The sequence below is a fragment of the Dyella sp. PARNA 12/25 genome, assembly GCF_055702865.1.
Genome location: NZ_JBVQCI010000001.1, coordinates 642,530 through 662,632 on the forward strand (window position 1 = coordinate 642,530; position 20,103 = coordinate 662,632).

Genomic DNA, 20,103 nt, shown 5'->3' on the forward strand with positions numbered 1-20,103 from the left:
TTGGGTTCGGTGGGTTGCTGCAGCGTCTGCCTTGTGGCTCCGGGCTCAGGTCTAGTATCAGCCCATAATGGCGTCGTCTTCCGTACTGATGACTCCTTGCTGTTAACGACCTTGAGGATAGGCCTAGCGCCTTGGACTTTTCCCCACCTTTGGTCCAGAAGTGCCATTAGATGGCACTGATGTGCTTCGCTCATCGTTCTCCAACCCTTGTGCCGGATTGCTTTTCAAGCTCAGCGCCAAAGACAAAACGTTCTGTGGTGTGAGCACCTCGGTAGGGAACCCCGACCGGATCTCATAGGCTTCGACGAACTCAAGAACGGGTCGTTGGTCATATTCCGCACCGGCCATCCTGGCGCGTCTCGTAAGCACTGAGACTACGTCGCTAAGCATCTCCGGATCGAATCTCATGGGTCGCGACGGTCCTTCGCCGGGCTGCAATTCCCATTGCGCCCAGTCCATCCAGCCGCGATCCAGGCCAAACGCTTCCTCGATTTCTCGCGCGATCTTCTCGCCAATGTTCTTCGTAGGCTTCTCGGCTGCGAAGTGGCTCACTTGAGGTGGGGTCTTGTTGAGCCGGGCTGCGAGCATGACTAAGCCACCAGCGCGCTCGCCGGTCTTGCCGGCAGCATCTTCGAGCTGGGCCACGAGCATCCGGACGTTCCGGTGCCTGATTTCATTGATATCCATCATGACGGGCATGGTCATGCGGGCTTACCTGTAAGGTAAACGTCCGCCAAGGTAAATTGCCAGTTGCAATAACAATACCTTTGAGGTAAGTTTCTGGCATGGACCTGAAAACCTACCTCGTTCAGCACGACGGACGCCTTGACCGGGAAGGCGTGGAACTGCAGCGCATTTCGGTCGAAACCGGCGTCACGCCGTACTACCTCTACATGATCGCCGCTGGCCACAAAAAGGCCAGTGCGTTGCTTACGCGCCGAATCACGGAGGCCACTGGAAACGCCGTGGCGCCCAGCGAGATCCGTGCCGACATCTTCGGCGCACCCGTCAAGGCCAAGCAGAAGAGGGTGGCTGCCTGATATGGCTAAGCGAATCCGAAACTTTTTCCTGTCGCTCCGTCGCCTCCTGCCTGTATCGCTACGACCGCGCTGTGCGGAATGTAGAGCTCGGTACGCGGTGCAGGTTGGGGCGCTCGTACTGACTGGTCCTCTGGACATAGTTCGGGATCTAGGACCACTGATAAGTAGTGAATGCCGTCTGTGTGGAGCTCTATTCCCTGCAGCACCGGATGAAGTCCATCCAGCAACTTCAGGCAGCGCGGCTTCTTCAACATCTCCACGCCGTAAGGGCTGGAGGCATTGATGATCACGAAAAACTTCATGGACTCCCTCCTGTTGGTCGGTTTGGTACGCGGGCAGCGCCCAGCCTACCACCGGGAGGAGTCCGCCCAGCTCCACGCAAGTACGCGCGCCCCGAGGGAAGGGGGCTATCGGGTGTCGCGCGCTACCTCTGCAAAAAAGTGCACCGCCCACTGCCAACCCCCAATTCATTGAAAGGAATTTCCCCATGTATCTCGATCCACGATTTCGTCGAGGGCGTGAGCCCCTCTACTTGAACGACTTCGAAGTTGAAGATGGATCACTTGCAGCGCGCCTCATCGGTATGGAGTGGGGCGAACTGAAACGTGAACTCATCAACCAAGGCGTTCGCCGACTGCTGCGGGAGCGTGGGCAGCAGATTAGTGCGGAGCCCAATGGACTCTAAAGCGCCCAATCCGGCGCTTTTCGAGGCCCCTTTTAAATCCGATTCAGTCGGGAGCGACGACGCCTACGGGCGACTTGTTGCCCTAGCTGTACTCGAAGGCATCACTGTGGAAGCAGCGGCAGAGAAGGCCGCCGTCACTGAGCTGGCGGCGGCCATGGATCTTTCGAATGACGACGCCCTGGCACTTTTGAGGGGCCTCAAAAAGCGCGGAGAGAGAGCATGAAAGAGTCTTTCGATCCGTTCAATCCCTACGGCCTCGATCACGAGCAGTTCCTCGCGTGGATGGCCGCACTCGATGCGATGGAGGAGTTTCAACTGTGACACTCATCCGACAGGAATCGTTCTGGGATCGTGAGCCGACCATTCGGCGTATCGAGACGCCCATTGCGCGCGCCACTGACCCCGAATCGAGTCATCAGGCAGCACGCGAGCTGACGGCAAGTGGTCGTCGCGGCCAGCAGATTGCCCAAGCCATCGCGGCAGTGCGCGCCTATCCCGGCTGCACCAGTCAGGAGCTGTGCGAGCGCACTGGTATTGATCGCTACACACTCGCACGTCGACTGCCCGAGGCTGCAACGGCTGGCGCGGTGGTGAAGGGGATTCAGAGGGCCTGTTCTGTCACTGGAAAGCTCGCGCTTACTTGGTGGCTTGCTGATGGCGTGCAGGCGGCTGCGTGAACGTCTCTTTTGAACAACACACGGCTAGCCCGACGGGGCGAAAGGGCGGTCTCCCGAGCCGCCTTGCCGGCGTGTCCTCATCGGGCATGACGGGGATGCATATGGCAAAGACATATTGGGAAAAGCTGAAGGATCCGCGCTGGCAGAAGAAGCGACTTGAAGCTATGGAGAAGGCGGATTTTCATTGCGAGTACTGCTTCGATGGGACGACCACTCTGCATGTTCATCACAAGGAGTACTTCAAGGGTCGTGAGCCTTGGGATTACGACCTCGAGCAGCTCGCGGTTCTCTGCGAAGAATGCCACGCAAGTCAACACGAGACCGATGACGCATTGAAGCTTGTGTGCTCATTCCTACCCATGTCCGGTCCGCATTCCCGGGAGGACGCTGCCGCGCTTCTCGCTGGCTGGGTGAATTTGCAGGAACCGAACCTCTCCAGCAATCACTTTCCGTTCCTAGCTGGCGACCTCGCGAACATGTTTGAGGGATACGGCCATTCACCAAACATCTACGATCTTCTCGCCGTTGCTGAGGTGGCGAAACGAGATCCCACAGCAATGTTCAAGGCCATGCTGGAGTTCGCCAAGCAGTACAAAGGGGCGAATGCCAAATGAGCCGCGCCCGCACCCTTAAGCCTGGATTCTTCAAGAACGATCGGCTTGCTGAATGCCATCCACTGGCACGCATCTTGTTCTCCGGGCTTTGGTGCGAGGCTGACAGGGAAGGGCGCTTGGAAGATCGTCCGAAGCGCCTGAAGGCCGAAGTGCTGCCGTACGACGAGTGCGACATCGAGGATCTTCTCGGTCAGCTCACTGGGCGTGGATTTATCGTTCGGTATGAGCACGCGGGTGTCCGATACATCGCTATTCCTGAATTCCTGAAGCATCAAAACCCGCATGTACGGGAGCTGCCTAGCGCTATTCCAGGTCCGACTGGTTCCGAGCACAACCTAGGCGGTGCTCAGGCACAACCTAGGCAGTGCTCAGGTGATGACGAGCATGGAACCGGCCCGGCTCTTTCCTCTTTCCCCTCTCCCCCTTCCCCTTCCCAGGAAGAGATAGATACGCACGCGACCATCGCCGGCAAATGTGCCAAGGCGATGCGGGACGCTGGGTGTTTCTCGATCAACCAAAGCAATCCCGACTTCCTGGTTGCCCTGGAAGAGGGTGTTACGGCCAAGGAGTTCGCTGATGCGGTGAACGCGACCAAGGCTTCTATCTCGGGCGCCGGCTTGTTCGCCTATGCCGTCAAGGTTGCCCGCACGAACCACGCCAAGGTCGCCTCCACCGTCACCAAGCAGACCGCACGCGCAGGGCCCGGCCAATCGCACGGAAAGACTGTCGCCGCTGTACTCGAACTCGAAGAGGTGAAACGTGGACTGGATAACTCGGGAACTCGCAACGGGCCTTCAGCAGCTGCTCTGCCTCGGCTTGGAACGCCAACCGGCTAGCGAGCTGATCAAAGGCACTTTGGCCATGTGGGAGCGCGTCATCACGAACAATCGCGCGTTCGACGAGCAGCGAGATACTCAGCGGTTCCGTGCAGCCTTCCTGACACTTGGTGCGCGGCGTACCTGGCCAGCCCCGCAGGATTTCATTGACGCTTTGCCACGGGTTGAGAAGGAGCGCATGCCGCTCCGCCTTATGTCCGACGAGCAGCGGGAGCGCAACCGCCAGCGCATCAATGGGTTGATCGATAGCCTGAATTTTGGAGGTGGACATGGCGACGCTTCATGACCGCATTCTCGGTGCGCTGGCCCTTCAGCCAATGACGGTGCAGCAGCTGGCTCTGTGCCTCACTGCCAATCACTGGAGCGTGCGCTCCGCAATCGAGACGCTGACTGATCGCGGTCAGGTACGCAGCCGCCAACTGCTCAAGCGTCAAAACCTGCACGAACTCAGCGGAGGTGCAGCATGAGCTGCGTTAAAGGATCAATGAAGCCAGACGGAAAGCTCTTCGCCGTGCTCAACCTGCTGCAAGAGGGTCCAGGCACGAGCAGCGAGATTGCCTGCGAAATGGAGATCTCGTGTCGTCTCGCCAGCGCCTATCTGCATGACCTCAAGCGTCGCGGAAAGGTCACTTGTGAGCCATTCCCGCAGAACACAGGCGGTCGCCCGGCGCAACTTTGGCACGCAGTGGAGCAGGCAGCATGATTATCGCAATCATCTATGGCGTTATTGCCTTGGCGCTCCTCATCTGGCTCATGTCGGAATGGCTGCGCGAGGGGACTAATAGCAGCGAGCTTCTCGGATGCCTCATCGTTGCGGCTACATGGCCTTTGCTAACGGCCGCATTAATCGTGCGCGTTATCTGCGATCTAGGTGAAGCATGACCATCCCCAACACCCACTTACGCCGAAAGATCGTCGATGTGCTTGGCGAGATTGGGCCGAGTACTGCGGAAAGGTTGGCCCTGAAGGTCTACACCGATCATCACGCGGTATTGCCTGCGCTGCGGGCGATGGCTGATCAGGGCCTGCTGCGTAAGTCAAAGGACCGGGTGCCGGTTTGGAGGTTGGCGTGATGATCGTTAAGGACGTCGCGGTCTTCCTGTGCAATCTGACGATGAACATGGCGGAGCCGTGGCTGCGCGCCGGATACGTCGTAGTGATGGTAGATCCGCAGCACCCGGAGGGCATCCGCACCGATGGTCGAATTGTTCGCATCGGCTGCAAGATCACCGATTGTCTTGATTACCTTGGTGAGTTAATCCGGTCCGGCCGCGTGGCTTTTGTGGCTGGCTTCCCGCCTTGTACCGATGTTTCCCTGAGTGGCGCGCGCTGGTGGGCAGCGAAGTTTGCAAAGGACCGTTACTTCCAGGCCAAAGCAGCGATTGTCGCTGAGCAGTGCAGGATGGTCGGGGCGCTCTCCGGCGCGCACTGGCTGTTTGAAAACCCCACCAGCGGCTTCAGCAAGATCTTTGGTTCCCCGCAGCACAAGTTTCACCCTCACCACTTCACCGGCTACTGCGCGGACGACAACTACACGAAGGAAACATGGATCTGGACAGGGGGGGCTTCATCATGCCTGAGCGCCTCATGCTGACCGATCTTCCGCCACCGGATGATCGCATTCACAAATGCGCTCCAAGCGAGGATCGCGGAAATATTCGCAGCGCTACGCCGATGGGATTCTCGAAGGCCGTGTTCCGCTTCAACGGACATCCGCTGCCGATGCAGATGGAGCTGGCCGCATGACCGGTCCGTGCGCAAAGCAAATCGTGACGGCCACGATCGTATGCCCGGATGGCAGCCGGTTTGTCGGCACAAACCATGTGCGCAACCCGCAGGCTACATGTCCTCGCCACGGAATGCCTACCGGTGTCGGGTACGAACTATGCCGGAGCATTTGCGACCAGGTGGGTCACGCGGAGGTTGTAGCCATCGGCATTGCTGGCGACAAGGCGGCCGGATCAACGCTCTATCTGCAAGGTCATACATACGCCTGCGACACATGCGCAAACGCATGCATAGAAGCGGGAATCGTCGAACTCGTGATAGGCGAGCCGCCGAAGGAGGCCGCATGACCACCCACATCCTCAACAGCGCCGAATCCCTGCAGCGCTTCATTGGCGATGTTCGGGAGTTGTGGAATGAGCACAAGTTCGTCCGGGCGAATCTGAAGACAGGGAAGGATCGCAGCGTCCTGCAGAACGATGTCAGTCACGTCTGGTACGAGCAGGTATCGCGCGAGCTTCGCGAGGACACGACGCTCGGCGTTAAGCGGTTCTGCAAACTTCACCTGGGCGTGCCGATCCTTCGCGCCGAAGATGCCGAGTTCCGCGCCTTCTACGACACCGCCATTAAGCCCCACCTGACGTACGAGGAGAAGCTCCAGGCCATGGACATGCTTCCGGTGACCTCGCGCATGTCTACCACGCAGCTGAACCAATACCTCGAAGCCATGCAGGCGAATTACGCGAAGCTCGGCGTCGTACTTGAGTTCCTTGAGAAGGGAAGGAGGGCCTGAATGGGTACTCAAATCGCTCATGAGAATGTTCTGGCCTATTGGATGGGCCGTCCTATCACCGAGCTTTCCCGTGAGGAGTTGATCGAGGTCGTCATGCACTGCGGAAGGCAGATTGAATCACTTCAGATTGACCGCGATAGCTATCGCCGTCACGTCGATTGGGCCTCATTCCTGAGAGATAAGTGATGAAGTCATCGCGCCCCAAAATTACCCCGCTCCGCGCATCCGCCAAGGGCGAGAACTGCACGCTCAACGTTGCCGGCGTGTGCAACTACAACCCAGAGACGACGGTTCTTTGCCACATGCCAATCGTGGAGCAGGCCGGGATGGGTCAAAAGACAAGCGACTTGTGCTCAGCCTATGGCTGCAACTGCTGCCACGACTGGATCGATAACCGCGACGGCGTGCATCCGCTTGAAGAGCGTCTTTTCTACGCCATCCGCGGCATCTTGCGGACGTGGAAGCGCTTCATCGAGAAGGGCCTCATCACTGTGAAGGGGATTGCGGCGTGAAAAGTCCATCACTCATGGGCCTGACGGGCGTAATGCGACAGTGGGAAATTGAGGTGCAGCGTGCTCGTGGTCATCACCTAGAGACTCTGGTCGCGCCCCCTCTGCAGGATGTGTGCCGCAACAAGTCACCGGGCAAGCCTTCGAGCTATAGGCCGGCACCGTGCGACGCGCCGCGTGGCAAGCGCCGGAGGCAATGGCGATGACACGCCATTCCAAGAAAGACGCCAATCATGACGCCATCGTTGCGCGCTTCACGGCGCTTGGGTGCAGCGTCATCGAGATGCACGCGACGGGGATTCCCGGCTTTCCTGACTTGGCCGTTGGTCTCTCAGGAGTAAACGGCCGCGTGACGCAGCTTGTAGAGGTGAAGAACCTCGATACCGCCTATGGACGCGCCGGGCTCAACGCCAACCAGACCGCCTTCGCTCGCGACTGGCGTGGCAGCAAGGTCTGGACCGTAACCAGCACCGACGAGGCTACGGCTCTGGTGATGAACTGGAGGAGAGCGGCGTGAAGAAGCCACACATCATCTATGTCAATGGAAAGTGGTGTATCCGGACGCGACTACTCCACATTGGCCTAATGGGTCCGGTGTGCATGCACGGCTACTCGAACTACGCGGACACGCCTGCAGAGGCCTACCGTAGTTGGGCTGCGCAGCACTCGCCACTCGCCCAGTGGAGGACGGTATGAAGCCACACATCATGTTCCGTCGCGGACTTTGGCGCGTTGTAGATCGACTCTGGATTTACACGGGAATAACTGTCAGAGAGGCCTGGAGGGAGTTTGAATCCTACAAAGGGATTCATCGATGACCGCCGACCACCTCACCGCACCCGAGCGCAAAGCCGAGCGTGCCATCGGCAAGCGGCAGGTCGCCAAGGTCTACCGGGCCGGTGGTTGTCCATTCTGCAAACACGCCGTCCACGGTTGGGGGAAGTCCGCATGCGACTCACCTGGTCGCGTATTCCCGCGCTGCTTGAGCACGCCGGGCAAGAGCTTTGAACCTGATTACGACAAACTGAAGGGGAATCCCAATGCGTCGAGCAAGTGACCTAGAGGCACGGCTTGTGGAGTGGGGCAAGGAGTACGGTGGCAGCCGGTACGAGGAAAACGGCTGGCACGGGTACTCACCCCTTCTAACCCTGATGACCTATCACGGCAAAGCGCCTGATGGTCTTAATCCGAAATCACGGAAGGACTTCACGCCAGCCGATCAGGTCGAGGCGGCTGTCACCGCGCTTGCGGCGCAGCAGGGAGGATGGCGCGCTGCCAACGTGATACGCGCAGAGTACACACTGCCGGGTCAGCCAGTGGACGCAAAGATGCAGAAGCTGAAGCGCGCAGGCGTACAGATCAGCGATCGCTCGCGCTACTCGCAGTTGCTACATTTGGCCCGCGTCCATGTCGCTGCGTCGCTCGGGATGCCGTTCAGTGACGAGCTACGGAAGGAGGCGGCGGCTTGATGCCCAAACGGACTTAAACGGACCGAAATGGACTGTTGATTTATAAATTTTCCCCTGTTCCAATCGCCACACACGAAGTAGCGAATATCGAAGCCCTGCCATCTGGCGGGGCTTTTTCGTATGCGAGCCTGGTCCAACTGGCAGGGCGCGATCCTTCCAAGATCGAAGATGCCGGTTCGACTCCGGCGGCTCGCTCCATACAGGACATTGCCATGCTGATCGGAATTGCGGGGGCCAAGCGCTCCGGCAAAGACACGCTTGCGCGCGGCCTGAGTAGGCTGCTGGACTTGCCGGTGGATAGCTTCGCCGCGCCGCTGCGCAAGTTCGTGGCCGACCTGCTTAACGTCAGCATGGCTACCCTGGAAGACTGCAAAGAACACCCAGTCAAGTGGCTGGACGGCAAGACGCCGCGCCAGATGATGCAGACCATCGGTACGGAGTGGGGCAGGGACACCGTTCACGCGGACCTGTGGCTGCGTTCGTTGCTGCACCGCATCCCGGCACGCGGCGCGATCATCAGCGACGTGCGCTTCCCGAACGAGGCGGCGGCGATTCTGGCAAAAGGTGGCGTGGTAATTGAGCTGAGCCGCGACGGCACGGGCTCCGGTGACAGCCATATCAGCGAGAAGCCGCTCGATGAGCATCTGGTGACGTTCCGCCTGCGGAACAACGGGACGCCTGACGATCTGGTCGATGCCGCGATGCACGCCATGGCGGCGCGCGGGCATGTGCAGAACGCCACCGGCACCCTCGGTTATATGATCGACGACACCCTGGCCGCCGAGTGCCATATGCCGCCGCCGAACTGCGATGGCATGGGCGTGTACGCGGAACTGGTGCGGAACTGACGCATGATTTGCCCCAAATGCGGATCTACCAACGTCATTAAGAATGGCGCCTCCAGGGTCATGTGCCGCGGCTGTGGCAAGTCATCGTTCCTGGCTGACGCCGAGAAGGCCAACGGGAAACCGGATGGCCGCACACCTGAAGCGGACCTGCTGCGCCGCGAAGTCGCTGCGCTGAAGTCTGAGAACAAGCGGCTGGCCAGCGAATCGGCTGACCTGACCGCGATCAAACGAATTATTCACAGCGTCGATCTCGCCGTGACCAATCCGCCCGCCTGGCTGAGTGCTACGCCGCGTGGCGGCAAGTTGGTACATGGCGTGCCGACGCTGATGCTGTCCGACCTTCACTTCGGTGAAACGGTGTTCGCCAATCAGGTGAACGGCGTCAACCAGTACAACACCACCATTGCCAAGCGCCGCTTGCGCCGGGTGGTCGATGGGTCGGTGAAGCTGCTGCGCCACACCCTGGCGCCCGGCCAGTTTGGCGGGATGGTCGTCATCCTCGGCGGTGACATGGTGGATGGCGTCATCCACGACGAGCTGCGCGACACGGCTGACGAGACGGTAATGCAGTCGGTCATCACGCTGCACGACGAGCTGGTGCCGGCGCTGAAGCAGCTGGCCGACGAGTTCCAGCGGATTCACGTTCCATGTGTGGCCGGCAATCACGGTCGCCTGGACCGTAAGCCGCGAATGAAGAACGGCCCCGGGCTGAACTTCGACTACCTGCTGTACCAGTTCCTGGCGCGCACTATCCACGCCGACCCGAAGTACCGCGACCGCATCACGTTCCAGATCCCTGACAGCTTCGACGCCTCGTACCGCGTGTACGGGACGCGCTACATGCTCACGCATGGCGATAGCTTCAAGGGTGGCTCTGGTATCACCGGGCCGCTGCTGCCTTGGATGCGTGGCGATGCCAAGACACGTAAGCAGTACGGCGCGCTGGGGATGCCCTACGACGTTTTGCTCATGGGCCACTGGCACCAACTGCGCTACCTCGGGCAGATCATTGTCAATGGGTGCCTACCTGGCTTCAACGAATATGCGATGAAGATGCGCTTCGACTTCGAAGTGCCTCAGCAGGCACTGTGGCTCACGCATCCGGTGCGCGGCCTGACGTTCCAAGAGGCTGTGTGGGCAGACGATCCGAAGCCAGTCAGTGAGGCTCCATGGGTGTCGGTGAAGGCGGCATGAGCACTGAGGCCGCCGAGCCAGAAGGTGATGGTGCTGCTCCCGTCATCCTGGCCGACGACCAGATTTACATATGGGACCCAGCCGCACTTCTCGATGAGTACCAAGCGGATGCCATTAGGGTCCGCGAGGGTGAGATCTGGGTGCTGAAAGAGAAGTCGCGTACCTGGGTTCGCGTTCAACCCATCAAACCATCCACGGCGGGCAAGGTCCGCGACATGAAGGGGCCGCCCGATGCTGGATAAACAGAAGCTCGCGCATGAGGTGACGCTGGCCTTCGTGAAGTTGTCACCTCCGGTAAGTGTGACGGCTGCTGCTGTGGCTGGATGGGGCCCGGACAAGTGGATGTATGCCGCCACGTTCTGTTACGTGATCTTGCAGGCCGTCTACTTGATCTGGAAATGGCGCCGCGAAGCCAAGGGTAAGACCGCGCCACACCTTCTGCCGCCCAAGTTCGAGTGAGCCATGGCTGACTTCGATAAAGCCTTCGGCGCCTTAATCGGTAACGAGGGTGGGTACAGCAATAACCCGGCCGATCCTGGTGGGGAAACGATGTGGGGTGTGACTGCCCGCGTCGCTCGCGCTCACGGTTACACCGGACAGATGAAAGACCTACCGCTGTCGTTCGCACGCTCGATCGCGAAGGCGCAGTACTGGGACCCCATTCACGGCGACTTCCTGCCCGAGCCCTTGGGCTTTCAGGTATTGGACGCCGCCTATAACAGCGGTGTGGATGTCGCGACCCGCTGGCTGCAGCGTGCGCTTGGCGTCACGGCTGATGGTGTGATGGGACCGGCCACGCTTGCTGCGGTCGCATGTACTGAACCACTGCACGTCGCATTGCGCTTCGACGCCTACCGCCTGCAATTCCTGATCAGCCTTGGAACCTGGCCGACCTTCGGCAAGGGCTGGGCTGCCCGTATCGCTGACAACATGCTGAAGGCTGCCGCATGAACATCAACTGGAAGGACATTGCGGGCGAAGTCGGCAAGGTTGCCCCTACGCTTGGTGTCGCCTTGGGCGGCCCCGCGGGGGCGGCGGTCGGCGCCATCGTATCGTCGGTGCTCGGCACCAATAATGACCCGCAGGCTGTCCAGGCTGCCCTGGCCAATCCTGACAACCTCGTGAAGCTGAAGCAGATCGAGAGCGACCAGACTTTGGGCTTACAGAAGCTTGTCGTGGAGGCTGAGCAGAACCGACTGGCTGCCGAGACTGCACAGGTGCAGTCGGTGAATGCCAGCATCCAGGCTGAGGCCAAGGCGGATCATTGGCCGACGTATACCTGGCGCCCCTATATTGGGTTCGCCTTCGGCACCTACATCGTTTCTCTGTTCGCACTGCCGTTGTTCCATCTCCAGCCGGTGCAGCTATCCGACTCGCTGGTCTTTGCTATCGGTGGTGTCCTCGGTGTGGCCTCCTGGTTCCGCGGCAAGATGCAAGCGGACCCGCGCATTCCCACGGACAACCGGGGCTGATATGGAACTGGGCCAGATCCTGCTTGGCAGCTTCGCCTGTATCAGCCTGGGTAGCCTCATCGGCATGGTGATCTGCGTTGAGGTGAGCCAGCGCCGGTTGGTGCGCACGGTCCAGAAGTTCGAGATCCATACGCCTCCGGATGCCAGCACCAGCTTTCCGATCCACCCCTACGCCTTCGCGGGACATCAGCCGACTGCCAGCACCATAGGCCTCGTCGGTGGGCCGCCTGGTGCCGAATGAGCCTCACCGCACGACAGCAGCGCTTCGTCGACGAGTATCTCGTTGATCTGAATGCAACACAGGCGGCTATCAGGGCTGGGTACAGCAAGAAGACGGCAAAGGTCATCGCCGCGCAGAACTTATCGAAACTTAACGTTCAGTCCGCCATCGAATCAGCCATGGCGATCCGGTCAAAGCGTGTCCAAGTGGATCAGGACTGGGTGTTGCGGCAGTGGAAAGAGATTGCAGACGCTGACCCGCGCGAGCTGATCGAATACCTGCGCATCTCGTGCCCGGAGTGCTGGGAAGGCGAGCTGCGAGAAGATCCCAACCCGGAGTGTCGTGAGTGCGGCGGACGCGGCAAGGGCCACGTCGTGCTGGCTGACACGCGCAAGCTGTCGCCAGCCGCCGCACGGCTGTATGCCGGCGTCCAGATCGGGCGAGATGGCATCAAGGTGAATCTACGAAGCCAAGACGGGGCGCTAGAGAACGTGGCGCGCCACCTCGGCATGTTCAAGGACAAGGTTGAGCTGACCGGAAAGGACGGCGGCCCGATCGAGCACCGCAAGCTTCAGGAACTGACCGATGAAGAGCTGCTCCAGATCGCCGGACGATCTCGAAGCGGCAGCAGCTGACGAACTGCTTATTCGTCGTGGCGCACGGGCCGACATTCTGGCCTATGCCAACGCGATCGAGGTTCCTGGCCGTCCGATAGGTGAAGACCCAGATTCGGAGTTCTTCCAGCCGATCGAGACAACGCTCGCCACGCATCACCGGCTCCTGCTGAGTAAGCTGGATCGAGTGAGCAGCACGCGGCACGGACGCCTGATGGTGTTCATGCCACCAGGCAGCGCGAAGTCGACCTATGCGTCAGTGGTGTTCCCAAGCCGGTATCTTGGCCAGGAGGGCGGGCGACGCCTGATCCTGTCTAGCTATGGTGATGACCTGGCCCGCAAGATGGGCAGGCGCACACGCAGCGTCATTCGCCAGCCACGGTATCGCGGCGTCTTCAACGCAGAGCTGACGCAGGAGTCGTCAGCGGCGCAAGAGTTCAGCCTTACCAACGGCAGCGAGTACATGAGCTGCGGCATCCTGTCGGGCATCACCGGCAACCGCGCTCACGGAATCATCATCGACGACCCAGTGAAGGGTCGCGAGGCTGCCGAAAGCAAGCTGATACGCGACAAGACATTCGACGCGTACCAGGACGACCTGAAGACCCGCCTGATTCCTGGCGGCTGGATCGTGCTCATCCAGACCCGCTGGCATGAGGATGATCTCGCCGGCCGCATCCTGCCGTATGGCTGGAACGGTGAGAGCGGAGTTTTCCAGTGTCAGGACGGCCTCGAATGGGAAGTGCTGTCGCTGCAGGCCAAGTGCGAAGTCGAGAGCGACCCACTCGGACGCGCCAAAGGTGAATACCTCTGGCCGGAGTGGTTCGACCGCAAGCACTGGGCGCAATTCGAGTCACAACCGCGCACATGGCAGTCGCTGTATCAGCAGCGGCCGGCACCACTGGAAGGCGCGCTGTTCAAGCCGGACAAGATCGAGGTCATTGATGCGCTCCCGGTGGGGGCCAAGCTGGTTCGCGCGTGGGACTTTGGAGCGACAGCGAATGGCGGTGACCCAACGGCGGGCGCCCTGCTTGGCCAGCTGACCGATGGGCGTTTCGTCATCGCTGACATGGTGAAGATTCAGGCGTCTGCCGAGGACGTGATGGCCACGCTGAAAGCGACGGCATCGCGCGATGGCAAACGCACCGACATCCACCTACCGCAAGACCCAGGGCAGGCGGGTAAGTCGCAGGTGCAGTACATGACTCGCGAACTTGGTGGCTATGTCATCAAGTCGAGCCCGGAGACGGGCAGCAAGATCACGCGCGCCGAACCGCTGGCTGCGCAGGTCAACGTGGGCAATGTGCTGATGATCCGTGGTGCTTGGAATCGCGACCTGATGGACGAGCTCCGTGTATTCCCGAACGGCTCACACGATGACCAAGTAGACGCCTTGAGCAGGGCATTCGGTGCGTTCTACGTGCCGAACAACAACGCATACCTAGATTTCATGCAGGCCGAGATCGCCAAGGCGAAAGCGGCTGAAGCGCAGGCATAAGGACACACCATGGCAGCAAAGGGCGGCATCGAAAACAAAATCGACGCCGGGACCGTTGCGCGCGCCGTGACTGGCAATCCTGGGAATGCCAGGTGGTTCGGTGACGGCGATTGGTTTGGTCCTGGCGAGCCCCTGAAGCCGGCAGCCCCTGAGTCCATCCAGGGTCGCCAGTTTCAGTTCCCGATCAGCCAGAACACCATGGTCTCGACGAAGACCGATGGCTTGTCGTTCCGGCAGCTGCGCATGTTTGCCGATGCCTGCGATCTGGTTCGGTTACTGATCGAGACGCGTAAGGATCAGATTTGCGGTTTGTCGTGGGTTGTCAAAGTGAAGGACGAACGGCCGCGCCCGAAGCTAGGTGACGCAAAGCCAAAGATCGACCCGCGCGTGAAGGAAGTGACCGCGCTGCTTCGCAAGCCTGACCGCATGCGCAACTGGTCGGAATGGCTTCGCATGGTGCTGGAAGACATGTTCGTCCTCGATGCGCCGTGCCTGTACGTGCAGAAGACGGTGGGCGGCAAGTCCTATGCCTTCCACCCGATCGACGGTGCGTCCATCAAGCGCCTGGTCGACGAGAAGGGTTGGACGCCCGCGGCACCCGCACCTGCCTACCAGCAAATTCTGAACGGCATCGTCGCGCTGCAGTACGGGCTCGACGAGATGATCTACAAGCCGCGCAACCCGCGCACCAACAAGGTGTACGGCTATGGGCCCGTGGAGCAGACCATCGTCACCGCGCAGCTTCTGCTGAAGCGTCAGGCTTCGAATCTGGAGTATTACGACACCGGCAACATGCCCGAAGGCTTCCTGACAGGCGCAGACGGCTGGACGCCAGACCAGTTGTTGCAGTTCCAGGGCATCATTGACTCGATGCTGTCGGGCAATCTGGCAGAGCGCCGCAAGATTCGCGCTGTTCCCCACGGCACCGCCTATACAGCTGCGAAGGAACCGGCGCTCAAGGGTGACTTTGACGAATGGCTCGCGCGCATCGCGTGTTTCGCCTTCGGCTATCCGCCCACGCCATTCATCAAGCAGGTCAACCGCTCGTCGTCTGACAACTCGAAGGAGTCGTCGGAAGAGGAAGGTCTGCAGCCGACGATGAATTGGATCAAGGAGCTGATCGACGAGATCATCCAGGACCGTCTTGGGTACGACGACCTCGAATTCATGTTCGAGGACCGCGAAGCCCAAGACCCGATGCAGCGCGCCCAGATCGACCAGATCTATGTGAATTGCGGCGTGCTGACGAAAGACGAGGTGCGCGCCGAGATGGGCTTGGCACCGCTGCCTGAGCCAGAAGAGGCGGTGCCGACCATCCCTATTACCGAGCAGCCTGTCACGGCGATCAGTGCGGCTAAGCCGGCAACCAGTGCCACACCCACAACGCCTACGCCTCCTGCCGCCAAGATGGCGAAGGCGGCGGACGGCTCATCGCCGGTTGACCGCAACCGCGAATCCATCCAGTTGCAGCAGAAGCAGCTGGCCGTCGAGATCGAGGCGGCGCTCAAGCTGTCGAGCGAAGAGGCTGAGCGGTCCGTCTTGTCGGCCATTGAACATGGCGCAATCGATGCCGCCGCGCAGAACGCGCTGGATAGCCTGGTGTTGAAGGGTCTGGCCGAGGTGCAGCCTGAGCTGCAGGACGCACTCAAGGCTATCGCACAGGAAGGCGCAGAGCAGGGCTTGCAGCAAGTGGGCGTGACCACCCAAGCCGTGCTGGACCAAGCTAATGAGAACGCAGTTATGTGGGCGAAGGCCCGCGCGGCAGAGCTGATTACCTCTGACGGCAACGGCGGCGAACTGCTTGATGCCACGCGCGACATGCTGCGCCAAACCGTCTCGAAGGCAATCAAGGAGGGCTGGAGCAATCAGCGCCTCGCCAACGAGCTGCGCGATAGCTACGCCTTCAGCAAAGAGCGCGCCATGACCATTGCGCGTACTGAGCTGGCCTTCGCAGACAGCGGCGGCAACATGATCGGCTACATCGCCTCGGGTGTCGTGGCTCGCAAACGCTGGCTTGAAGACGCCGAGGCATGCCCCGTGTGCAAGGCCAATGCCGCGCAGGGCGAGATTCCACTGATGACTGCATTCCAGAGCGGTGACATGCACGCACCGGCACACCCTCGTTGCGAGTGCGACATCCTCCCCATTGTTGAGGACTGAACCATGCAGATTTTTGCCAAGCTCACCAAGGTCAATGAGGCCGAGCGCACCGTTGAGGGCGTCATTGCCAACGAATCCGTCGACCTTTCCGGCGAGATCTTCGACTACGACCGCAGCAAACCTCACTTTCAGGCTTGGTCGGATGGCATCGCGAAGGCCACGGGCGGCAAGAGCCTGGGCAACGTGCGCGCCATGCACGGCAACGTGTCGGCCGGCATCACGAAGAACATGATCTTCGACGACATGGCCAAGGAGATCACGGTCAAGTCGGAGATCACCGACGACAACGAATGGCGCAAGGTGTTGAAGGGCAACTACACCGGCTTCAGCATCGGCGGCGGCTATGGCGAGCGCTGGGAAGACCCAGTGCAGAAGGGCAAGACCCGCTACGAGGCCAAGCCGAACGAGTATTCCCTAGTCGACATCCCCTGCAACACGCAGGCGCTGTTCACGGTAATCAAGGCGGACGGCTCGCAAGAGATGCGAAAGTTCGCCACCACGTTCGACAACAGCGAAGCGCTGGCCAAATGGGCCGAAGCCCTGACTGATGACGAGCGCGCCACGGTGTTGGCCAAGCTTGCGCCGACAGTCATGAATGACAAAGGCACCGAAGACTGCATCACCAAGACTGGCGGCATCCGTCAAGAATTTGCCGAACGCGTCCTGAAGAGTGCCGCTGCCGCACCCGTCGTGAATAGCCTGGCTCAGCTCATCGGCAAGCCCATGCAAAAGGGCATGTACAGCGTCAGCCAGTTGGCCGATCTGTTGTGCGAGTTGGGCTGGCTCGCCGAAGACAGCGAGTGGGAAGAGCAGATGGAGGGCGATGACTCGCCGGTCCCCGCTCAGTTGCGCGCGGCCGTGAAGCAGCTCGCGCAGATCCTGATCACCATGGCCAACGAAGAGACCACCGAACTTGCCGCTCGATTGGGCGGCGGTGCGGAGAAATCCACCCCAAAAGGCGACCTGCACAAAGGCGCCGCACTGTCCGAGGAGGACACCATGAGCGCCGAATTGCAGAAAGCCCATGACCTCGCCAAGGCCGATCTGGCCAAGGCGCAGGACGAGCTGAAGAAGATGACCGATGAGCGTGATGGCCTGCAGAAGGCTGTAACCGAGCGCGACGAACTGCTGACGAAGGCGGCCCAAGCCATCAACGAACGCAACGAGATCATCGCCCGCCTCGAAGCCGCGCCCGCACCGGTCAAGGCTGCTGTCATGTCCGTCAGCAAGAGCCACGACGTGGTGAGCAGGGATGACGAGACGGTCTCGAAGGTGATGAACACTGACGGCACCGTCAATGAGGCCGCCACCGAGATCAAGAAGGCCCTGAACAACCCGGTGATCCGCCGCTAAGCGGGCCACCACACCGAGACAACAAAGCCGCCTCCGGGCGGCTTTTTTTGTGCCCAACGCCCGCTCTGCGGGCTTTTTTATTTGGAGACATCCATGTCCGCAGATAACGCTCTAGACTCCATCGCCAAGGCGTTGCAGTCCCCGATTCCGGAGGCTTTGAAGAAGGCCTTCACCAGTCCGGCCAGCGCCACCACGGGCCTTGCCGAATACAACCTTGAGCAGGGCGCGCGCCTGATCTACCCGATCGACACGCCGCTCCGCAACATGATCCCGCGTGAAGTCGGTCAGGCTGGCATCCAGGCTAACTGGCGCGCGATCACCGCAGTGAATCCGAACGCTGAGAACATCGGCGTATCCGAAGGCAACCGTGGCGGCTACAACAGCTTCACTGAGGTCGACCGCTTCGCGAAGTTCGTGGAAATCGGCCTGGAAGACTACGTGACGTGGAAGGCCGAGCGCGCCGCTGGCAACTTCGAGAACCTCGATGAGCTGGCTGTGCAGATTCTTCTGCAGGCGACGATGGAAGCCGAAGAGAAAGTCATCCTCGGCGGCCTTGGCTCTGTCAAGCTGGGCACTACGCCGACCCCGACCGTTGCGACCTCGACCACGGGCGGTACGCTGCCGGCGCAGTCGGGTCTCCTGACCTGCGTGGCACTGACCCATCGCGGCATGGCGCAGTCCTCCTCCACGGCCATTCGCATTCCGTACACCCGCACCAATGCGGACGGCTCGCAGGACAGCATCCAGGGCTTCAGTGCCGCCCCGTCTGCAGGCGCCGCTGCCACGACCACCACGGCAGCCTCCTCGCTGACCGCGAGCGTCGCTGTTGTGCCAGGTGCGTTCGCCTACGCCTGGTACTACGGCGTGGCAGGCTCGCAGCTGCTTGCGGCGATTACGTCCATCAACTCCGTGTCGATCATCAACCCGCCCGTTGGCACGCAGAACCTGTCGACACTGCCGGTGAGCGATACCTCGAACGACCCGCTCGTCTTCGACGGCCTGATCGCGCAGATGCTCCAGGCCGGTTCCGGCTCCTACATCAGCTCGCAGGCGACCGGCACCGCTGGCGTCGGCACCAAACTGACCAGCACCGGCAGCGGCACGGGCGGCATTCTGGAGTTCGACAACGCCATCCAGTCGTTCTTCACCAACTACCGCTTGATCCCGACCGACATCTGGATCAGCGGCGCTGACCAGAAGGGCATCAAGAACCTGATCCTCAACGGCAACACCAACCTGCAGCCGTTCTTCGTCGGCAACGACGGCGAGGTGAAAGCGGGCGCCCGCGTCAAGACCTACACCAACCCGATCGGTTATGGCACGCCGGATCTGCGTCTGCGCGTCCATCCGTTCCTGCCCCAGGGCACGGTGTTGTTCAGCACGGACAAGGTGCCGTATCCGCTGTCGAACGTGCGCAACATCATGAAGATGAACATGCGCCGCGACTACTACTCGATCCTGTGGCCGCTCCGCAGCCGCAAGTACGAGTACGGCGTGTACGCGGACGGTGTGTTCCAGCACTACTTCCCGGCCTCGCTGGGCATGATCAACAACATCGCCCCGATGTAATCACCCTCATCAGGTGGTCTTTGAGCGCCTCGCAAGGGGCGCTTTCTTTTTCGCGAGGAACAAGACATGGCAGACGAACTTGTTCGACTGAATGCCCCAGAGGACGCCAGCGCGGCGTCGTTCGGTGGCAAGGAATACGCTGTCGAGAACGGCCAGGTAGCAGTGCCGTTTGATGCCGTAGCGGCGCTGGTGTCGCACGGCTACGCGTTGCCGAAGGCAAAGAAGGGCGGCTGATATGGCCCTTGGAGATCTCTGCGTCGTCGCTGACGTTCAGGCGTTCCTGTCGATTCCGACGAGTCAGGACCAGGCGTTGCTACAGACGCTGGTGACGAATGCCTCAGCGTTCGTGTCGAGCTATGCCGACCTGGCCTTTCCGGCTGCGAGCTATCTGGAAACGCGCAACGGCCACGGCGGCGCAGTGCTCCCGTTTCGGGAATACCCCGTGACCCAAGTGGCAAGCCTAACGATAGACGCGCAGGTTATCCCTGCCGCCGATCCGACGAAGCCATGCGGGTTCGGATACTTCTTCGATGCCCAGTTCCTGTACCTGCGTGACGGCTACTTCTGTCGCGGTCTGCAGAACGTGGTCATCAGCTACAGCGCAGGCCTAGCATCCATTCCGCCCGAGGTAGCGCAGGCGACAATAGAGATCGTAGCCAGCAAGTACAAGCGCCGCCTCGATCTTCACATCTCTGGCAAGACGCTGAACGGTGAGGTCATCAGCTTCACCATGGCTGACATGCCGGCGTCGGCACGCCTCGCTCTCGATACCTACAAGCGTGTGTTCATGGCATGAGCATTCAGCTAGTCGGTGCGGAACGCGTTTC

Annotated in this window: 35 protein-coding genes and 1 tRNA gene; 34 read left to right on the plus strand and 2 right to left on the minus strand. The window is 60.6% G+C overall.

Going from position 1 to position 20,103, the window contains the following annotated elements; all coding sequences use genetic code 11:
* Positions 1-123: 123 nt before the first annotated feature.
* Entirely contained in the window at positions 124-705 is a 582-nt protein-coding gene (locus tag AC0GUR_RS03040; protein ID WP_472875991.1) for a hypothetical protein, read from the minus strand.
* Positions 706-785: 80 nt separating this feature from the next.
* On the opposite strand from AC0GUR_RS03040, the gene AC0GUR_RS03045 reads away from it, so the two are divergent.
* Positions 786-1,040, plus strand: coding sequence for a hypothetical protein (locus tag AC0GUR_RS03045; RefSeq protein ID WP_472875992.1), 255 nt, complete (start codon positions 786-788; stop codon positions 1,038-1,040).
* A gap of 5 nt (positions 1,041-1,045) precedes the next feature.
* Here AC0GUR_RS03045 and AC0GUR_RS03050 read toward each other — a convergent pair whose 3' ends face one another.
* The gene (locus AC0GUR_RS03050; protein ID WP_472875993.1) at positions 1,046-1,342 is read right to left on the minus strand and encodes a hypothetical protein; all 297 of its coding nucleotides are present in this window, start codon (positions 1,340-1,342) and stop codon (positions 1,046-1,048) included.
* Positions 1,343-1,527: 185 nt separating this feature from the next.
* Here AC0GUR_RS03050 and AC0GUR_RS03055 point away from each other — a divergent pair, with 185 nt between their 5' ends.
* From AC0GUR_RS03055 to AC0GUR_RS03215, 33 genes are all read left to right on the plus strand, one after another.
* Positions 1,528-1,725, plus strand: a complete 198-nt coding sequence (locus AC0GUR_RS03055; protein ID WP_472875994.1) for a hypothetical protein — start codon at positions 1,528-1,530, stop codon at positions 1,723-1,725.
* A 317-nt stretch (positions 1,726-2,042) separates the two neighbouring features.
* Entirely contained in the window at positions 2,043-2,402 is a 360-nt protein-coding gene (locus AC0GUR_RS03060) for a MarR family transcriptional regulator (RefSeq protein ID WP_472875995.1), read from the plus strand.
* Positions 2,403-2,503: 101 nt separating this feature from the next.
* On the plus strand, positions 2,504-3,016 hold the full coding sequence (locus tag AC0GUR_RS03065) for an HNH endonuclease (RefSeq protein ID WP_472875996.1): 513 nt from the start codon (positions 2,504-2,506) through the stop codon (positions 3,014-3,016).
* Positions 3,013-3,852 carry a hypothetical protein gene (locus AC0GUR_RS03070; RefSeq protein ID WP_472875997.1) on the plus strand — a complete coding sequence of 280 codons (840 nt, stop codon included), beginning with the start codon at positions 3,013-3,015 and terminating at the stop codon, positions 3,850-3,852. Before AC0GUR_RS03065 ends, AC0GUR_RS03070 begins: the two co-directional genes overlap by 4 nt.
* 25 nt (positions 3,853-3,877) lie before the next feature.
* The gene (locus tag AC0GUR_RS03075) at positions 3,878-4,138 is read left to right on the plus strand and encodes a hypothetical protein (RefSeq protein ID WP_472875998.1); all 261 of its coding nucleotides are present in this window, start codon (positions 3,878-3,880) and stop codon (positions 4,136-4,138) included.
* Positions 4,122-4,319 carry a hypothetical protein gene (locus tag AC0GUR_RS03080; protein ID WP_472875999.1) on the plus strand — a complete coding sequence of 66 codons (198 nt, stop codon included), beginning with the start codon at positions 4,122-4,124 and terminating at the stop codon, positions 4,317-4,319. The genes AC0GUR_RS03075 and AC0GUR_RS03080 overlap by 17 nt, the downstream gene beginning before the upstream one ends.
* Positions 4,316-4,555, plus strand: coding sequence for a hypothetical protein (locus AC0GUR_RS03085; RefSeq protein ID WP_472876000.1), 240 nt, complete (start codon positions 4,316-4,318; stop codon positions 4,553-4,555). The genes AC0GUR_RS03080 and AC0GUR_RS03085 overlap by 4 nt, the downstream gene beginning before the upstream one ends.
* Positions 4,552-4,734: a hypothetical protein gene (locus AC0GUR_RS03090; RefSeq protein ID WP_472876001.1), complete on the plus strand. Its 183-nt coding sequence runs from the start codon at positions 4,552-4,554 to the stop codon at positions 4,732-4,734. Before AC0GUR_RS03085 ends, AC0GUR_RS03090 begins: the two co-directional genes overlap by 4 nt.
* Positions 4,731-4,925, plus strand: coding sequence for a hypothetical protein (locus AC0GUR_RS03095; protein WP_472876002.1), 195 nt, complete (start codon positions 4,731-4,733; stop codon positions 4,923-4,925). Before AC0GUR_RS03090 ends, AC0GUR_RS03095 begins: the two co-directional genes overlap by 4 nt.
* Positions 4,922-5,446: a hypothetical protein gene (locus AC0GUR_RS03100; protein WP_472876003.1), complete on the plus strand. Its 525-nt coding sequence runs from the start codon at positions 4,922-4,924 to the stop codon at positions 5,444-5,446. The genes AC0GUR_RS03095 and AC0GUR_RS03100 overlap by 4 nt, the downstream gene beginning before the upstream one ends.
* The gene (locus tag AC0GUR_RS03105; protein WP_472876004.1) at positions 5,425-5,598 is read left to right on the plus strand and encodes a hypothetical protein; all 174 of its coding nucleotides are present in this window, start codon (positions 5,425-5,427) and stop codon (positions 5,596-5,598) included. The genes AC0GUR_RS03100 and AC0GUR_RS03105 overlap by 22 nt, the downstream gene beginning before the upstream one ends.
* A complete protein-coding gene (locus AC0GUR_RS03110) occupies positions 5,595-5,927 on the plus strand; it encodes a hypothetical protein (RefSeq protein WP_472876005.1) in 333 nt (110 codons plus the stop codon). Before AC0GUR_RS03105 ends, AC0GUR_RS03110 begins: the two co-directional genes overlap by 4 nt.
* Positions 5,924-6,370 (plus strand): hypothetical protein, encoded by a 447-nt coding sequence (locus AC0GUR_RS03115; protein WP_472876006.1) that lies wholly within the window; start codon positions 5,924-5,926, stop codon positions 6,368-6,370. Before AC0GUR_RS03110 ends, AC0GUR_RS03115 begins: the two co-directional genes overlap by 4 nt.
* The gene (locus AC0GUR_RS03120; RefSeq protein ID WP_472876007.1) at positions 6,371-6,556 is read left to right on the plus strand and encodes a hypothetical protein; all 186 of its coding nucleotides are present in this window, start codon (positions 6,371-6,373) and stop codon (positions 6,554-6,556) included.
* Positions 6,556-6,882 (plus strand): nuclease domain-containing protein, encoded by a 327-nt coding sequence (locus AC0GUR_RS03125; protein WP_472876008.1) that lies wholly within the window; start codon positions 6,556-6,558, stop codon positions 6,880-6,882. The genes AC0GUR_RS03120 and AC0GUR_RS03125 overlap by 1 nt, the downstream gene beginning before the upstream one ends.
* Positions 6,883-7,081: 199 nt before the next feature.
* Positions 7,082-7,396: a hypothetical protein gene (locus AC0GUR_RS03130; RefSeq protein ID WP_472876009.1), complete on the plus strand. Its 315-nt coding sequence runs from the start codon at positions 7,082-7,084 to the stop codon at positions 7,394-7,396.
* A gap of 297 nt (positions 7,397-7,693) precedes the next feature.
* Positions 7,694-7,936, plus strand: a complete 243-nt coding sequence (locus AC0GUR_RS03135) for a hypothetical protein (protein WP_472876010.1) — start codon at positions 7,694-7,696, stop codon at positions 7,934-7,936.
* Positions 7,920-8,348 carry a hypothetical protein gene (locus AC0GUR_RS03140; RefSeq protein WP_472876011.1) on the plus strand — a complete coding sequence of 143 codons (429 nt, stop codon included), beginning with the start codon at positions 7,920-7,922 and terminating at the stop codon, positions 8,346-8,348. Before AC0GUR_RS03135 ends, AC0GUR_RS03140 begins: the two co-directional genes overlap by 17 nt.
* A gap of 122 nt (positions 8,349-8,470) precedes the next feature.
* Positions 8,471-8,546: transfer RNA gene (locus tag AC0GUR_RS03145), tRNA-Gly, on the plus strand.
* A 14-nt stretch (positions 8,547-8,560) separates the two neighbouring features.
* Positions 8,561-9,196 carry a deoxynucleotide monophosphate kinase family protein gene (locus AC0GUR_RS03150; protein ID WP_472876012.1) on the plus strand — a complete coding sequence of 212 codons (636 nt, stop codon included), beginning with the start codon at positions 8,561-8,563 and terminating at the stop codon, positions 9,194-9,196.
* Between the two features lie 60 nt (positions 9,197-9,256).
* Positions 9,257-10,390, plus strand: a complete 1,134-nt coding sequence (locus AC0GUR_RS03155) for a hypothetical protein (protein WP_472876013.1) — start codon at positions 9,257-9,259, stop codon at positions 10,388-10,390.
* The gene (locus tag AC0GUR_RS03160) at positions 10,387-10,632 is read left to right on the plus strand and encodes a hypothetical protein (protein ID WP_472876014.1); all 246 of its coding nucleotides are present in this window, start codon (positions 10,387-10,389) and stop codon (positions 10,630-10,632) included. The genes AC0GUR_RS03155 and AC0GUR_RS03160 overlap by 4 nt, the downstream gene beginning before the upstream one ends.
* Entirely contained in the window at positions 10,622-10,849 is a 228-nt protein-coding gene (locus AC0GUR_RS03165) for a hypothetical protein (protein ID WP_472876015.1), read from the plus strand. The genes AC0GUR_RS03160 and AC0GUR_RS03165 overlap by 11 nt, the downstream gene beginning before the upstream one ends.
* A 3-nt stretch (positions 10,850-10,852) precedes the next feature.
* Positions 10,853-11,341, plus strand: a complete 489-nt coding sequence (locus AC0GUR_RS03170; protein ID WP_472876016.1) for a glycoside hydrolase family 108 protein — start codon at positions 10,853-10,855, stop codon at positions 11,339-11,341.
* Entirely contained in the window at positions 11,338-11,862 is a 525-nt protein-coding gene (locus tag AC0GUR_RS03175; protein WP_472876017.1) for a hypothetical protein, read from the plus strand. Before AC0GUR_RS03170 ends, AC0GUR_RS03175 begins: the two co-directional genes overlap by 4 nt.
* 1 nt (position 11,863) lies before the next feature.
* Positions 11,864-12,103, plus strand: a complete 240-nt coding sequence (locus tag AC0GUR_RS03180) for a hypothetical protein (protein WP_472876018.1) — start codon at positions 11,864-11,866, stop codon at positions 12,101-12,103.
* The gene (locus AC0GUR_RS03185; RefSeq protein ID WP_472876019.1) at positions 12,100-12,717 is read left to right on the plus strand and encodes a terminase small subunit; all 618 of its coding nucleotides are present in this window, start codon (positions 12,100-12,102) and stop codon (positions 12,715-12,717) included. Before AC0GUR_RS03180 ends, AC0GUR_RS03185 begins: the two co-directional genes overlap by 4 nt.
* Positions 12,668-14,194: a phage terminase large subunit gene (gene terL / locus AC0GUR_RS03190; RefSeq protein ID WP_472876020.1), complete on the plus strand. Its 1,527-nt coding sequence runs from the start codon at positions 12,668-12,670 to the stop codon at positions 14,192-14,194. Before AC0GUR_RS03185 ends, terL begins: the two co-directional genes overlap by 50 nt.
* A gap of 9 nt (positions 14,195-14,203) precedes the next feature.
* Positions 14,204-16,354, plus strand: coding sequence for a phage portal protein (locus AC0GUR_RS03195; RefSeq protein WP_472876021.1), 2,151 nt, complete (start codon positions 14,204-14,206; stop codon positions 16,352-16,354).
* 3 nt (positions 16,355-16,357) lie between these two features.
* Entirely contained in the window at positions 16,358-17,707 is a 1,350-nt protein-coding gene (locus AC0GUR_RS03200; RefSeq protein ID WP_472876022.1) for a hypothetical protein, read from the plus strand.
* Between the two features lie 93 nt (positions 17,708-17,800).
* Positions 17,801-19,276: a hypothetical protein gene (locus tag AC0GUR_RS03205; protein WP_472876023.1), complete on the plus strand. Its 1,476-nt coding sequence runs from the start codon at positions 17,801-17,803 to the stop codon at positions 19,274-19,276.
* Positions 19,277-19,342: 66 nt separating this feature from the next.
* A complete protein-coding gene (locus AC0GUR_RS03210) occupies positions 19,343-19,510 on the plus strand; it encodes a hypothetical protein (protein WP_472876024.1) in 168 nt (55 codons plus the stop codon).
* Position 19,511: 1 nt separating this feature from the next.
* On the plus strand, positions 19,512-20,072 hold the full coding sequence (locus tag AC0GUR_RS03215; RefSeq protein ID WP_472876025.1) for a hypothetical protein: 561 nt from the start codon (positions 19,512-19,514) through the stop codon (positions 20,070-20,072).
* The last annotated feature ends 31 nt before the right edge of the window (positions 20,073-20,103 follow it).

What these genes read in the sequence shown, in the direction of transcription:
- AC0GUR_RS03050 (WP_472875993.1), bottom strand. Translation starts at nt 1,342, where the DNA reads ATGAAGTTTTTCGTGATCATCAATGCCTCCAGCCCTTACGGCGTGGAG.
- terL (WP_472876020.1), top strand. Translation starts at nt 12,668, where the DNA reads ATGAAGAGCTGCTCCAGATCGCCGGACGATCTCGAAGCGGCAGCAGCT.
- AC0GUR_RS03180 (WP_472876018.1), top strand. Translation starts at nt 11,864, where the DNA reads ATGGAACTGGGCCAGATCCTGCTTGGCAGCTTCGCCTGTATCAGCCTG.
- AC0GUR_RS03170 (WP_472876016.1), top strand. Translation starts at nt 10,853, where the DNA reads ATGGCTGACTTCGATAAAGCCTTCGGCGCCTTAATCGGTAACGAGGGT.
- AC0GUR_RS03045 (WP_472875992.1), top strand. Translation starts at nt 786, where the DNA reads ATGGACCTGAAAACCTACCTCGTTCAGCACGACGGACGCCTTGACCGG.
- AC0GUR_RS03055 (WP_472875994.1), top strand. Translation starts at nt 1,528, where the DNA reads ATGTATCTCGATCCACGATTTCGTCGAGGGCGTGAGCCCCTCTACTTG.
- AC0GUR_RS03115 (WP_472876006.1), top strand. Translation starts at nt 5,924, where the DNA reads ATGACCACCCACATCCTCAACAGCGCCGAATCCCTGCAGCGCTTCATT.
- AC0GUR_RS03070 (WP_472875997.1), top strand. Translation starts at nt 3,013, where the DNA reads ATGAGCCGCGCCCGCACCCTTAAGCCTGGATTCTTCAAGAACGATCGG.
- AC0GUR_RS03200 (WP_472876022.1), top strand. Translation starts at nt 16,358, where the DNA reads ATGCAGATTTTTGCCAAGCTCACCAAGGTCAATGAGGCCGAGCGCACC.
- AC0GUR_RS03040 (WP_472875991.1), bottom strand. Translation starts at nt 705, where the DNA reads ATGACCATGCCCGTCATGATGGATATCAATGAAATCAGGCACCGGAAC.
- AC0GUR_RS03075 (WP_472875998.1), top strand. Translation starts at nt 3,878, where the DNA reads ATGTGGGAGCGCGTCATCACGAACAATCGCGCGTTCGACGAGCAGCGA.
- AC0GUR_RS03150 (WP_472876012.1), top strand. Translation starts at nt 8,561, where the DNA reads ATGCTGATCGGAATTGCGGGGGCCAAGCGCTCCGGCAAAGACACGCTT.
- AC0GUR_RS03080 (WP_472875999.1), top strand. Translation starts at nt 4,122, where the DNA reads ATGGCGACGCTTCATGACCGCATTCTCGGTGCGCTGGCCCTTCAGCCA.
- AC0GUR_RS03215 (WP_472876025.1), top strand. Translation starts at nt 19,512, where the DNA reads ATGGCCCTTGGAGATCTCTGCGTCGTCGCTGACGTTCAGGCGTTCCTG.
- AC0GUR_RS03195 (WP_472876021.1), top strand. Translation starts at nt 14,204, where the DNA reads ATGGCAGCAAAGGGCGGCATCGAAAACAAAATCGACGCCGGGACCGTT.
- AC0GUR_RS03120 (WP_472876007.1), top strand. Translation starts at nt 6,371, where the DNA reads ATGGGTACTCAAATCGCTCATGAGAATGTTCTGGCCTATTGGATGGGC.
- AC0GUR_RS03205 (WP_472876023.1), top strand. Translation starts at nt 17,801, where the DNA reads ATGTCCGCAGATAACGCTCTAGACTCCATCGCCAAGGCGTTGCAGTCC.
- AC0GUR_RS03175 (WP_472876017.1), top strand. Translation starts at nt 11,338, where the DNA reads ATGAACATCAACTGGAAGGACATTGCGGGCGAAGTCGGCAAGGTTGCC.
- AC0GUR_RS03085 (WP_472876000.1), top strand. Translation starts at nt 4,316, where the DNA reads ATGAGCTGCGTTAAAGGATCAATGAAGCCAGACGGAAAGCTCTTCGCC.
- AC0GUR_RS03210 (WP_472876024.1), top strand. Translation starts at nt 19,343, where the DNA reads ATGGCAGACGAACTTGTTCGACTGAATGCCCCAGAGGACGCCAGCGCG.
- AC0GUR_RS03130 (WP_472876009.1), top strand. Translation starts at nt 7,082, where the DNA reads ATGACACGCCATTCCAAGAAAGACGCCAATCATGACGCCATCGTTGCG.
- AC0GUR_RS03110 (WP_472876005.1), top strand. Translation starts at nt 5,595, where the DNA reads ATGACCGGTCCGTGCGCAAAGCAAATCGTGACGGCCACGATCGTATGC.
- AC0GUR_RS03065 (WP_472875996.1), top strand. Translation starts at nt 2,504, where the DNA reads ATGGCAAAGACATATTGGGAAAAGCTGAAGGATCCGCGCTGGCAGAAG.
- AC0GUR_RS03090 (WP_472876001.1), top strand. Translation starts at nt 4,552, where the DNA reads ATGATTATCGCAATCATCTATGGCGTTATTGCCTTGGCGCTCCTCATC.
- AC0GUR_RS03165 (WP_472876015.1), top strand. Translation starts at nt 10,622, where the DNA reads ATGCTGGATAAACAGAAGCTCGCGCATGAGGTGACGCTGGCCTTCGTG.
- AC0GUR_RS03105 (WP_472876004.1), top strand. Translation starts at nt 5,425, where the DNA reads ATGCCTGAGCGCCTCATGCTGACCGATCTTCCGCCACCGGATGATCGC.
- AC0GUR_RS03140 (WP_472876011.1), top strand. Translation starts at nt 7,920, where the DNA reads ATGCGTCGAGCAAGTGACCTAGAGGCACGGCTTGTGGAGTGGGGCAAG.
- AC0GUR_RS03185 (WP_472876019.1), top strand. Translation starts at nt 12,100, where the DNA reads ATGAGCCTCACCGCACGACAGCAGCGCTTCGTCGACGAGTATCTCGTT.
- AC0GUR_RS03125 (WP_472876008.1), top strand. Translation starts at nt 6,556, where the DNA reads ATGAAGTCATCGCGCCCCAAAATTACCCCGCTCCGCGCATCCGCCAAG.
- AC0GUR_RS03095 (WP_472876002.1), top strand. Translation starts at nt 4,731, where the DNA reads ATGACCATCCCCAACACCCACTTACGCCGAAAGATCGTCGATGTGCTT.
- AC0GUR_RS03155 (WP_472876013.1), top strand. Translation starts at nt 9,257, where the DNA reads ATGTGCCGCGGCTGTGGCAAGTCATCGTTCCTGGCTGACGCCGAGAAG.
- AC0GUR_RS03160 (WP_472876014.1), top strand. Translation starts at nt 10,387, where the DNA reads ATGAGCACTGAGGCCGCCGAGCCAGAAGGTGATGGTGCTGCTCCCGTC.
- AC0GUR_RS03135 (WP_472876010.1), top strand. Translation starts at nt 7,694, where the DNA reads ATGACCGCCGACCACCTCACCGCACCCGAGCGCAAAGCCGAGCGTGCC.